This window comes from Synechococcus sp. HJ21-Hayes, from assembly GCF_024345835.1.
Lineage (GTDB): Bacteria > Cyanobacteriota > Cyanobacteriia > PCC-6307 > Cyanobiaceae > Vulcanococcus.
This window is the reverse complement of sequence record NZ_JAGQBW010000034.1, coordinates 1-11712: the sequence shown is the minus strand read 5'-3', so window position 1 is coordinate 11712 and position 11712 is coordinate 1. Positions and strand designations below refer to the sequence as shown.

Genomic DNA, 11712 nt, shown 5'->3' with positions numbered 1-11712 from the left:
TGCTGTTCCTGCAGGGCTTCCACAACTGGACCCTCAACCCCTTCCACATGATGGGAGTGGCCGGCATCCTCGGCGGTGCTCTGCTCTGCGCCATCCACGGCGCCACGGTGGAGAACACCCTGTTCGAAGACTCCGAGCAGGCGAACACCTTCAAGGCGTTCGAGCCCACCCAGGAAGAAGAGACCTACTCGATGGTGACGGCCAACCGCTTCTGGAGCCAGATCTTCGGGATCGCCTTCTCCAACAAGCGCTGGCTGCACTTCTTCATGCTGTTCGTGCCGGTGATGGGTCTGTGGACCAGCAGCATCGGCATCATCGGCCTGGCCCTCAACCTGCGCGCCTACGACTTCGTGTCGCAGGAAATCCGCGCCGCTGAGGATCCCGAATTCGAGACCTTCTACACGAAGAACATTCTGTTGAATGAAGGTCTGCGTGCCTGGATGGCACCGGCTGACCAGCCGCACGAAAACTTCGTCTTCCCTGAAGAGGTTCTGCCCCGTGGTAACGCTCTCTAATCCCTCCCTGTCCGGGATCGGCGGGAAGGACCTCGACTCCACCGGCTATGCCTGGTGGTCGGGTAATGCTCGCCTGATCAATCTCTCGGGTCGCCTGCTGGGCGCCCACGTGGCTCACGCTGGCCTGATGGTCTTCTGGGCCGGCGCGATGATGCTGTTCGAGGTGAGCCACTTCACCTTCGACAAGCCCATGTACGAACAGGGCCTGATCCTGTTCCCCCACGTGGCCACCCTTGGCTACGGCGTGGGCCCCGGTGGTGAGGTCACCGACCTCTACCCCTTCTTTGTGGTGGGTGTGCTGCACCTGATCAGCTCCGCCGTGCTTGGTCTCGGCGGGCTGTATCACGCCCTGCGCGGCCCCGAAATTCTGGAGAACTACTCCGCCTTCTTCTCGCAGGATTGGCGCGATAAGAACCAGATGACCAACATCATTGGCTACCACCTGATCCTGCTGGGTGTGGGTGCGCTGCTGCTGGTGTTCAAGGCCATGTTCTTCGGCGGTGTCTATGACACCTGGGCCCCCGGTGGCGGCGATGTGCGCCTGATCACCAACCCCACCCTGGATCCCGGCGTGATCTTCGGCTATCTCACCCGCGCCCCCTTCGGCGGCGAGGGCTGGATCATCGGGGTGAACTCGATGGAAGACATCATCGGCGGCCACATCTGGCTGGGTCTCACCCTGATCTTCGGTGGCATCTGGCACGTGATCACCAAGCCCTTCGGCTGGGTGCGTCGCGCCTTCATCTGGAACGGTGAGGCCTATCTGAGCTACAGCCTGGGCGCCCTGAGCTTCATGAGCTTCATCGCCTCGGCCTACATCTGGTTCAACAACACCGCCTATCCCTCGGAGTTCTACGGCCCCACCAACGCCGAGTCCTCCCAGGCCCAGAGCTTCACCTTCCTGGTGCGTGACCAGCGCCTCGGCGCCAACATCGGTTCGGCCATGGGCCCCACCGGTCTGGGTAAGTACCTGATGCGCTCCCCCACGGGCGAGATCATCTTCGGCGGTGAAACCATGCGTTTCTGGGACTTCCGTGGTCCCTGGCTGGAGCCGCTGCGCGGCCCCAATGGCCTGAGCCTCGACAAGCTCCAGAACGACATTCAGCCCTGGCAAGTGCGCCGTGCGGCTGAGTACATGACTCACGCCCCCAACGCCTCCCTCAACTCCGTGGGCGGCATCATCACCGAGCCCAACTCGGTGAACTTCGTGAACATCCGCCAGTGGCTGGCCGCGACCCAGTTCGTGCTCGCCTTCTTCTTCCTGGTGGGTCACCTCTGGCACGCCGGCCGCGCCCGCGCTGCTGCTGCCGGTTTCGAGAAGGGCATCGATCGCAAGGCCGAGCCCACCCTGGCCATGCCAGACCTCGACTGATCGACGCTTGCTTTGCCGTCGCTCAGACACACCGTTCAGCCCCTGCCTCACGGCGGGGGCTTTTTTCTTGCGACCGGCTTCCAAGCTGCGTAGCTTTTCGGTAGTGACTGGCTTGATTGGATGCGATGTCCGCTGCCTGACGCCAACCCCTGCCCGAGCGCGGCCGTCCCAGCAACCTGGATCGGCCTGCTCACTGCTGGATTACTGAGCGGCAGCCTCGGGTGGGGGCCTGCCGCGGCCCAATCCCAGGGGGGGATCATCGGCCCTACACCCGGTGTGATCTGCGACCAGGTCAGTTCCACCTGCTACGACCGCCAGGGTCCGTCGGTGGGTCACACCCAGAGCTACTTCGGCAGCATCGCAGCGAACCGGCTGATGAGCGAGCTGCGCAACCGACCAGCCAGCAACGCGTTTCGGCTGAGTAACGGTGCTGTATGTGATGTGGGCATCGCCACCTGCTGGGGCGATGGCTGGCAAAAAGCCCAAGTGGCACAGAAGCTCACCCAGCAGCTGTTTGGCTCGCTGCCTTCATCCAGCCCGACAGCCAGCAACGGACTCCAGGGTTTGCAGACCCCCAAATCAGGGGTACTTTGTGATCCCGTAGGCCAGCTCTGCTACGACCAGACTGGCCTCTCCTTCGGTCTGACCCGAGAGTATTTCGGGGCCTTTGCCGAACAAACCGCCATACGCAACCTGGCCGGCCAGGCTCCTCCAAGGCAGTTCCAATTGAGCAACGGCAGCGCGTGCGATGTGATGGCCCGCACCTGCTGGAGTGATGGCTGGAGCCGGCAACGGGTCGATGGGCTCCTGTCCAACCAGCTCTTTGGTGGGGGGGGCAGTACTGCCAGCAGCGGGAGCCAGACCCGGATTGGCCAGTGCAGCATCACCCGCTGGTTCAAGACGCTGTTCCGCGGGAGCTGTGACGTGCGCGACAGCAAAAACAGCCAGGGTCGCAACCTGGAGGTGAGCCTTCAGGATGGCACGCGCTACAGCATCAACAGGCCGCGTGGTGGCACTTACGTGCTCACCGATCCCCAAGGCAAGACTTGGCCATTACAAGTGCGAGACCAGGGCCGCACCATCAGCTTTAGTTGGTCGGATCGGGTTCTTACCGTGACACCCCAGGGCGCATCCAACAGCGGCCTCACCTTGGGGAGCTTCATTGACAGTTTGCTGGGCCAGTAAGCCACCCGCGCAGCAGCGGCAGGCTCAAGCCAATCACGTTGCTGAAACAGCCTTCGATCTGCTCTACCAACAAGCCACCCCGCCCCTCCAGGGCAAAGCCACCAGCGCACTGAAGCGGTTCCCCAGTAGCCACATAGTCGTCAATTTCCGCCGCGCTAATCGACGCAAACTGAACGCGGGTCACCACCGCGGCGAGTCGAGGGATGTCTTCGGCGCTCTCATGGCCACCCGCAATGAGGCAATGGCCAGTGATCAGCTCACCCCAACCGCCGGCCATCCGCAGCCAGCGCGCCCTGGCCTCGGAGGGGTCCGCAGGCTTGCCGAAGACCTCCCCGTCAAACACCAGCAATGAATCACAGCCCAGCACGCCGAGGCCATCGGGCTGATGGTGCGCCACCGCACGGGCCTTGGCCTCCGCCAGCCGCTGCACCAGCCGCCGCGGATCGGGATCGGTGATGGCCGCTTCATCCACGCCGCTCACCTGCACCCGATGGGGAATCGCCGCCTGCTCGAGCAGGCGGCGCCTGGCAGGAGAGGCAGAGGCGAGCAGCAGCACGGCCAGCAGGGCGATGGGGTGAGGCAAGACAATGGCAGTGCCTGCAAGGTTCGAAGCCACGGCCGCCATGGACGCCAACGAGCAGCGAGCCCTGCGCAGGGCCTGCCACTCCCTGCGCTGCCTGCCCTTCCGGCGGGCCTTCTACGAACAGCTGGACACCCAGGCCCTGAGCAGCGTGAGCCTGTGCAGCAGCGCCGACTGGGCCCGCCTCTGCCTGCGGCGGCTGACCCCCTCCCGCGCCGAAGACCATTTCATCTGGTTGATCCAGCTGGGGGTATTGCGGCGCGAAGTGGACGGCCAGGGCCTCACGGAGCGGGTGCGGCTCACGCCACTCGGGCGCCAGGTGCTGCAGAGCTGGCCGGGGGATATCCCCGCCGCCAACCTGGCCCTGCGCCTGCAGGAGAGCCTGCGGCGCCACCGGCCCCGGCTGTGATGCAGGTGAGCGCGCCCCGGCCCTTGATGGTGCTCGGCACCAGCAGTGGCGCCGGCAAATCCCTGATGACAGCTGCCCTCTGCCGGGTGCTACGCCGCCGCGGCGAGACCCCCCTGCCCTTCAAAGGGCAGAACATGAGCAACAACGCCTGGGTGGATCAGGCCGGGGGTGAAATGGCCTACTCCCAAGCCCTGCAGGCCTGGGCCGCGGGTCAGGAACCCCGCTGCGCCATGAACCCGGTGTTGCTCAAACCCCAGGGCGACAGCACCAGTGAGGTGATCCACCTGGGGGCCTCCGTGGGCCAGTGCCGGGCCGAGCACTACTACCGCGACTGGTTCCGGCCGGGCTGGGCCGCCATCCGCCAGGGGCTCCGCGAGCTGCAGGCGGATCCAGTGGGCGGGCGCCTGGTGCTGGAAGGGGCCGGCAGCCCCGTGGAGGTGAACCTGCAATCCCGCGACCTCACCAACCTGCGCCTGGCCCAATTCCTGCGGGCCAACTGCCTCCTGGTGGCCGACATCGAGCGTGGCGGCGTGTTCGCCCAGCTCGTGGGCACCCTGCAGCTGTTGCGGCCGGTGGAGCGTCCGCTGATTCGGGGCCTGCTGATCAACCGCTTCCGCGGGCGCCGTGAGCTGTTCGATGAGGGGCGGCGCTGGCTGGAGAGCCACACGGGCATCCCGGTGCTGGGGGTGATGCCCTGGCTCGATGAGCTCTTCCCCCCAGAAGATTCCCTCGACCTGCTGGAGCGCCGGGGCCGCAAACGCGGCGCAGAGCTGGAGATCCTCGTGCTGCGACTGCCATCCCTCAGCAACTTCTCCGATCTCGATCCCCTTGAGGCCGAACCCACGGTGCAGCTGAACTGGGTGGCGCCGGGTGAAGCGCTGGGCCAGCCCGATGCGGTGGTGGTGCCCGGCAGCAAGCAGACCCTGCGCGATCTGGCGGCGCTGCGCAGCAGTGGCCTGGCGGAGGCGCTACAGGCCTACGTGCAGGCCGGCGGCCAGGTGTTCGGTATCTGCGGGGGCATGCAGATGCTGGGCAGCCAACTGCAGGATCCTGAGGGGCTAGAGGGCGGTGAGCAGGGCCAGGGCCCCAGCAGCGCAGCAGGGCTTGGCCTGTTGCCACTGCACACCCAGTTCGGCGGCACCAAGGCCCTGCGCCAACGCCGCAGCCAGGCCCTCTGGCCAGCCGGCCCCACGCCCCTGGAACTGGAAGGTTTCGAGCTCCACCGAGGCCTCAGCACGCCGATCAGCCCCAACGCGACGGCCAGCGCCGGGGCCTTGGCCACCGATGCGGAACTGGGCTGGTGGCAGACCCATGGCCACCAGGGCGGCCTGGTGGCGGGCACCTACCTGCACGGCGTGTTCGAGAGCGGCCCATGGCGCCGCCGCTGGCTCAATCAGCTGCGCCACCGCAAGGGTCTGGCGCCCCTATCCGAACAGCAGCCCCACCACAGCCGCCAGCGGGAGGCCCTGCTAGACCGCCTGGCCGATGCCTTTGAAGCCCACGTGGATCTCACCCCACTGCTCCAGCCCTGAACACCGCCACGGCCATGTCCTCTGCCTCAATCACCATCCACTGGCCCCACGGCCCCAGCACCCAGGCGGCCCCAGGCACCGACTGGCTTGACGCAGCTCACCAAGCGGGCTGGAGCATCCCCACGGGCTGCATGGGTGGCAGCTGCGGCGCCTGTGAGATCGAGGTGAATGGCACCACGGTTCGGGCCTGCATCGCCACGGTACCCGCCAGCAAAAGCGGGGAGCTGCGGGTGGAGCAGGCCAGCGATCCCTACTGGTAGCGCCGAACTGCGGCCGGCGCGGCCGTTAGCCCTGCATCAAACCGCCCCCCAGCACGATCTCACCGGCGTAGAACACCGCCGCCTGCCCAGGGGTGATCGAGAACTGCTCCTCGCGGAATTCCAGGCGGCAACGGTGGGGCCGGCCGGCCGCCTCGTCGGCGTCCGTGGCCGGCAGCGGGGTCAGCAGAGCCAGCTCCGGGCTACTGCGGTAGCGCACCTGCACCTCCACCTCCAGGGGCTGCTGAGGCGGCGCCATCGACACCCAGTTCACCGCCCCCACGAGCGCATCGGCACGGGCGGCTTCCGCCCGCGGTGCCACCACCACCTGGTTCATAGGGCCATCGAGCCGCACCACGTGCAGGGGCTCACTCCAGGCCACCCCCAACCCCTTGCGCTGGCCGATGGTGAAGTGCTCGATGCCATCGTGCTGGCCCACCACGCGGCCATCGCTCATCACGATCTGACCCTGGCGCGGGGGCAGGTAAGCATCCAGGAACGCCTTCATCGAACCGTGGTGGTCGGCCAGGCAAAGGTCCTGGCTTTCCGGCTTGTGGGCCGTGCGCAGGCCATGGCGTTCGGCCTCGGCGCGGGTATCGCCCTTGGTGAGTTCCCCCAGGGGGAACACCAGATGGGCGAGAGCCTGCTGGGGCAGGTCGTAGAGGAAATAGCTCTGATCCTTGCGGGTATCGAGCCCCCGCAACAGCTGATGGCGGCCGTTCTCGCTCACGGCCCCATGGCGCACCCGGGCGTAGTGGCCCGTGGCGATACGGCCAATGCCCCGTTCCTCGGCGGCCCAGCGCAGCATCGGGCCGAACTTCACCTCCCGGTTGCAGCGGGAGCAGGGCAAGGGCGTGACGCCAGCCCCATAGCCCTGCACCAGAAAGTCCACGATCTGCTGCTGGAAGTGCTCACGGAAATCCACCACGTGATGGGGCACCCCCAGCTGCTCGCAGATGGCGGCCGCATCCACCAAGCCCTCGGCGCAGCAGGCGCCCTTGCCGCTCATCAGCCAGAGGGTGAGCCCTTCCACCTCCCAGCCAGCCTCCACCAGCAGGGCGGCCGTGAGGGAGCTGTCCACCCCACCGGAGAGCCCTACCGCCACGCGATGCTCCCCTGGCCAGGCCTGCAGGCGCTCGATCGCCTCGGCGCCAGCCATGGTGGCCGCCACGGCGGCAACCGCGCCCTCTGGGGCGGCAACGGGGGGAGAGGAAAAACGGGCCAAACCAGCACACTTGCCGGCCTGCAGGGGGACAGACCGGACTTTTCTTCCATCATGGAACCGCAGGGTGTACCGCTGACACGTCCCTGCCCCAACCGCCGTGCTGCCGCTGTCTTGGCCCCCCCGCGACGCCGATCACCTGCTCGTGAGCTCGGCCCAGATGGCGGCCCTGGAGCAGCAGCTGTTCGCCAGCGGATTGCCGGTGGAGGCGCTGATGGAGAAGGCGGCCCTGACCCTGGCCCAACGGTTGCTGCTCGGCCCGATGGGCCCGCAGCTGCACCAGAACGGAGCCGTGGTGCTGGTGGGGCCCGGCCACAACGGCGGCGATGGCCTGGTGATCGCCCGGGAACTGCACTTGGCGGGCGTGGCCACGCGGATCTGGTGTCCGTACGAGCGGCTCAAACCGCTCACGGCCGCCCACCTGCGCCACGCGCTGTGGCTGGGCATCCCGCGCCTGGAGCAGCCTCCGCAGGCCGCTGATCGGGCGCTGTGGATCGACGCCCTGTTCGGCATCGGCCAGACCCGCCGCCCTGATCAGAGCTGGGAGGGTCTGGAGAACCTGCTGGCCGCCCGCCAACAGCAGCGCCCCGGATCCCTCGTGGCCGTGGATGTGCCCACCGGCCTCTGCGCCGACAGCGGCCAACGGCTCGGCAGCCAGGCGGCCTGCGCCGGCCTCACCGCCTGCATCGGTCTGCTCAAGCAGGGGCTGGTGCAGGACCAGGCTCTCGCCTGGGTGGGAGAGCTGGAACGGATCGACCTGGGCCTGCCACCACAGCTGCTGCAATCCCTGGAGCCACACCAGCCCCTGGGGCTGCGGCCCGGAGATGCCGCCTCAGCGCCCTGGCCCAGCAGCGCAACGGCTGCGGGCAAGTACCAGCGGGGGCGCCTGCTGGTGATCGCCGGCAGTCCGGCCTATCCAGGTGCAGCGCAGCTGTGCCTGGCGGGGGCCAGTGCCAGCGGATGCGGCAGTTTGCGGGCGGCCGTGCCGGCGGCGGTAGCCCAGCAGCTCTGGAGCGTGCAGCCCCATGTCGTGCTCAGCGCCAGCCTGGGCGGCTTGCACCAGGGCGGCGTGCAGCTGGGCGACCTGCCCGCCACGGCCCTGCAGCGTCTGGACGCCGTGGCCCTCGGCCCCGGCATCGGCCCAGGGCCAGACGCCACTGATGGCGAGGCGGCACTGGCCGCCGACCATCAGGCCTGGCACCAACTGCAACGGTTCGAGGGCCTGCTGCTACTGGATGCCGATGGTCTCAATCGCCTGGCCCAGCGGGGGGAGCCCAGCAACTGGCTTCAAGGCCGCCGCGGGCCCAGCTGGATCACGCCCCACCGGGGGGAATTCGATCGGCTGTTTCCAGAGCTCGCCGGGGAGCCGCCCCTCGAGGCGGCGGCGACGGCGGCCCAGGCCAGCGGCTGCGCCGTGGTGCTGAAGGGCGCCCACACCGTTGTTGCCAGCCCCGATGGACACCGCTGGCAGCTGCTGGAGGCCGAGGTGCACGCGGCGCGGGCGGGTCTGGGGGACGTGCTGGCGGGCTACGCAGCGGGGCGTGCCGCCCTGGCGGCCACGGGGGACGCGGTGCTGCTGGCGGCCGCAGCCCTGAACCACGCCGCAGCAGGCCTGCGGGCGGTTGCCAACAGAGGCATGGGCGGCGGCACCCCCATGGCCATCGCCACAGCCCTTGCTGCGGGAGCGATGTAAAAACAGCACAAAGCAGCAAAAGAGCACCTTTAGAAAATTAGTAGAAGCGCAAATGCTGACAAATGCGCAAGTTTCATCCTGAAATGTGTTGTTTTGCGGCTGAAAGCTGAAGCGTTACTGAAGCAACCGATCCACTCACCGATTTCATAGGAGATTTTCTGGACTTTCCAGCACCCGGCTCATGACAGCCTCCAGCCTCTCGGCGAGCGGCACCAGCCGACGCCGGGGCAATGACCCGATCAGCTGGTACCTGTCCACCATCGGCCGCGTGCCGCTGCTAACTCCATCTGAAGAAATTGAACTAGGCAATCAGGTGCAGGCAATGATGCGCCTGGTGGAAGAAGACAAGGGAGAGAGTTACAGCGACAAGGAAAAGAAAACCATCCGGGTGGGTCGCCGTTCGAAAGAACGAATGATGAAGGCAAACCTGCGCCTCGTGGTGAGCGTGGCCAAGAAATACCAAGGCAAAGGGCTGGAATTGCTGGATCTGATCCAGGAGGGCTCCCTCGGCCTGGAGCGCGCCGTGGAGAAATTCGACCCCACCCGTGGCTACAAGTTCTCCACCTATGCCTTCTGGTGGATTCGCCAGAGCATGACCCGAGCCATCGCCTGCCAGTCGCGCACCATCCGCCTACCGGTGCACCTGTCTGAGCGGCTCACTGCCATTCGCAAGGTGAGCCTGGATCTGGCCCACAAGCTGGGAGCCATGCCCAGCCGCAAGGAAATTGCCGAGGAGATGGGCATGCCCATCGAGGAGCTGGATTCCCTGCTGCGTCAGGCCCTCACCACCTCCAGCCTGGATGCACCGGTGAATGGAGAGGAAGGCCGCAGCTTCCTGGGCGATCTGATTGCGGACAACAGCCACGCCGAGCCCCTCGAGCAGGTGGAGCGGGGCATTCACCAGGAGCAGCTGGGTCGCTGGCTCACCTACCTCACCGAGCAGGAGCGCCAGGTCCTGGAGCTGCGCTTTGGGCTCGAAGGCGAAGAACGCCACACCCTGGCGGAGATCGGCCGCATGCTGGATGTGTCCCGCGAGCGGGTCAGGCAGGTGGAACTCAAGGCCCTGCGCAAACTGCGCCACCTCACGCGGCGGCTACCCTCTTCAATCTGAGCAGCTGGTGGATCACTGCACTCAACAGCGGCGATCCACCAGCCGAGGGATCAGCAAGCCTGCGATCTGACGACATATCAGATCCTCCAGGGCTTTGCTCTGCAACTCGAGAACCGATGCGGCGTGCAGACCATCCAACATCAACAGGGTGTTGCTGAGCAGAGCCAGCAGATGGGCCGATCGGCCAGTCTGCAGGTCTACTTCCAGAGGTTTCTGGAGCACGGTGAGATCCACGGAGTCAGCACCGATCTCCTGAGCCATCGCCAGGGCCGCGCTGGCTAATCGTTCGGGCCGAACTGTGACCACAAAACCATTGGCCTCACTGATCTCACAGTGATAGGCCTCACCCGGCAGAAACAGGCCGGGCTGCTCAGGACTGCTGCCATAAAGAGCCCCTCCAAGGCGCACCCGTGTTCGCCCTCCCGAAGAGAGCAGAAAGGTCACCACTTCGTGGTTGTCCACCTCAAAACAAAAGGAGGAACCGAGGCCCACAGCCACTCCCAGGCTGCCCACTTGCAGGGACGCTGTTTTGTGGGCGTAGTCCTGTCCATTCAGCAGGGGATAGGCATCGCGTACGGGCAGCACCCGGGCCACACGCAAATCACAGTCGCGGGCATTGGAAGCAATCACCGCGATGGCCTCCAGCGCGGCCAAGGGAGACGCCCGTACTCTCAGCGCCTCACTCATCAACGCAATACCGCAACAATGACAACAAAGACTCGATCACCTCGCAGATTCTATCCACCCCTCCAATGAGCAAACAAAGACCGGTCCGCATCCCATGATGCGGGTAGCGATGGATACAAGGCAGATCGCCATTAAAAAGGAATTACACCTAGAAAGGTCGCCAGGTTTTCCCGATGGATGCTCACACCAGAGGCTCTCCAATCCCTGGACTATCTCATCTGGCTTGGCTCGGGCGAACATGCAGCCCAACACAGCCACTGCAGCCAAAGTGCCATCTCCCGCAGAGCGGCCCATGCGGCCGATGTGTTGGGCGTAAGCCTGCGGAAAAGCAGAAACGAGTGGGGCACCGAGCCCCACAGCCTGCTACTCAGCCTGGAACGACAAGTTCATCAGCTGTATCGGTTACTGAAAACCAAGCGGCTCCGGCTGGAATCCGACCACTGGGCGGGCCGCCAGATCCTGGTAGACCTCCCGAGCCAGTGGATTAGCGGACGCCGGGGCCGGATCGGTATCCAACGCCCCATGCAGCTCTTGCAGGAGCGGGTGATTGATGCCTGGATCTCTTGCAGTAAGCCGGATCTACCCGGCCAGGATGATCCGATCTTCGCCGTTTACGAGATCGCCAACATCCCCCTGCGCATGGCCTGCGCCAACAACCATCCCCTGGTGGGGGAATCCGGCCTCACCACCAGCGATCTGATCCAGTACCCATCCTTGGGGCTAGCCAGCGCGTACTACCCACAATTCGGTGCCCTCCTGAAGCAACGCGGACTCTGGCGCGAAACCATCAAACTGGACACCTATGCATTTCATGACTGGGAGGGCAGGGCCAGCACAGGCCTCGCCTCCATTCCCGTGAATGCCTTATCCACAGATCTCAGCTACGGCCTCAGCGCCCTCGACTGGCCCACCGGCATTCAGGATTGCATCGCCCTGATCGTTCTGCGCGACCTCAGCGAACAGGCGGAGATTCAGCATCTACTGAACCATCTGCGCAACCGAGCCAGGGCTGATTCAAAGTCTGGTCACGGGTTGAGCTCTGGTTGTCGTCGCGCCATCGCCAGCAGTGCCTTGATGTCATGCATCACCGCTTGCAGGCCCTCGCGGATCGAGTCGAAACCGGCCAGGCGCAGCAGATTGAGACCAGCG

The 11712-nt window shown here is 65.8% G+C and carries 12 protein-coding genes; 9 read left to right on the top strand and 3 right to left on the bottom strand.

All coding sequences use genetic code 11. The annotated features are described in order from the left end of the window. From KBZ14_RS15490 to KBZ14_RS15480, 3 genes are all read left to right on the top strand, one after another. Positions 1-515, top strand: a 515-nt coding sequence (locus KBZ14_RS15490; RefSeq protein ID WP_488657343.1) for a photosynthetic reaction center family protein, incomplete at its 5' end; no start/stop codon positions are given. Further along, the gene (gene psbC / locus KBZ14_RS15485; protein ID WP_255119245.1) at positions 499-1887 is read left to right on the top strand and encodes a photosystem II reaction center protein CP43; all 1389 of its coding nucleotides are present in this window, start codon (positions 499-501) and stop codon (positions 1885-1887) included. The genes KBZ14_RS15490 and psbC, both read left to right, overlap by 17 nt. Positions 1888-2007: 120 nt before the next feature. Next, positions 2008-3072, top strand: a complete 1065-nt coding sequence (locus tag KBZ14_RS15480) for a YcgJ family protein (RefSeq protein WP_255119244.1) — start codon at positions 2008-2010, stop codon at positions 3070-3072. On the opposite strand, the gene KBZ14_RS15475 is transcribed toward KBZ14_RS15480, so the two are convergent. Next, entirely contained in the window at positions 3047-3628 is a 582-nt protein-coding gene (locus KBZ14_RS15475; protein ID WP_255119248.1) for a Maf family protein, read from the bottom strand. The two genes, KBZ14_RS15480 and KBZ14_RS15475, sit on opposite strands and share 26 nt — an antisense overlap. Before the next feature lie 31 nt (positions 3629-3659). Between KBZ14_RS15475 and KBZ14_RS15470 the strand changes: the two genes are divergently transcribed. Genes KBZ14_RS15470 through KBZ14_RS15460 form a run of 3 tightly spaced genes read left to right on the top strand, consistent with a single transcriptional unit; the run spans position 3660 to position 5853 of the window. Beyond that, positions 3660-4061 (top strand): Npun_F0494 family protein, encoded by a 402-nt coding sequence (locus KBZ14_RS15470; protein ID WP_255119243.1) that lies wholly within the window; start codon positions 3660-3662, stop codon positions 4059-4061. A gap of 26 nt (positions 4062-4087) precedes the next feature. Then, a complete protein-coding gene (locus KBZ14_RS15465; RefSeq protein ID WP_255119247.1) occupies positions 4088-5593 on the top strand; it encodes a cobyric acid synthase in 1506 nt (501 codons plus the stop codon). Positions 5594-5607: 14 nt separating this feature from the next. Continuing rightward, positions 5608-5853: a 2Fe-2S iron-sulfur cluster binding domain-containing protein gene (locus KBZ14_RS15460; protein ID WP_255119242.1), complete on the top strand. Its 246-nt coding sequence runs from the start codon at positions 5608-5610 to the stop codon at positions 5851-5853. A 25-nt stretch (positions 5854-5878) separates the two neighbouring features. On the opposite strand, the gene mnmA is transcribed toward KBZ14_RS15460, so the two are convergent. Further along, positions 5879-7009, bottom strand: coding sequence for a tRNA 2-thiouridine(34) synthase MnmA (gene mnmA, locus KBZ14_RS15455; protein WP_255119246.1), 1131 nt, complete (start codon positions 7007-7009; stop codon positions 5879-5881). A gap of 163 nt (positions 7010-7172) precedes the next feature. Here mnmA and KBZ14_RS15450 point away from each other — a divergent pair, with 163 nt between their 5' ends. Together KBZ14_RS15450 and KBZ14_RS15445 are read left to right on the top strand one after the other, a co-directional pair. Continuing rightward, positions 7173-8765: an NAD(P)H-hydrate dehydratase gene (locus KBZ14_RS15450; RefSeq protein WP_255119241.1), complete on the top strand. Its 1593-nt coding sequence runs from the start codon at positions 7173-7175 to the stop codon at positions 8763-8765. A gap of 181 nt (positions 8766-8946) precedes the next feature. Then, the gene (locus KBZ14_RS15445) at positions 8947-9876 is read left to right on the top strand and encodes an RNA polymerase sigma factor, RpoD/SigA family (RefSeq protein WP_255119240.1); all 930 of its coding nucleotides are present in this window, start codon (positions 8947-8949) and stop codon (positions 9874-9876) included. Between the two features lie 21 nt (positions 9877-9897). Here the strand turns inward: KBZ14_RS15445 and KBZ14_RS15440 are convergent, their stop codons facing one another. Then, entirely contained in the window at positions 9898-10563 is a 666-nt protein-coding gene (locus tag KBZ14_RS15440) for a hypothetical protein (RefSeq protein ID WP_255119239.1), read from the bottom strand. A gap of 177 nt (positions 10564-10740) precedes the next feature. Between KBZ14_RS15440 and KBZ14_RS15435 the strand changes: the two genes are divergently transcribed. Further along, positions 10741-11712: LysR substrate-binding domain-containing protein (locus KBZ14_RS15435; RefSeq protein WP_255119238.1), on the top strand; the 972-nt coding region annotated here is incomplete at its 3' end.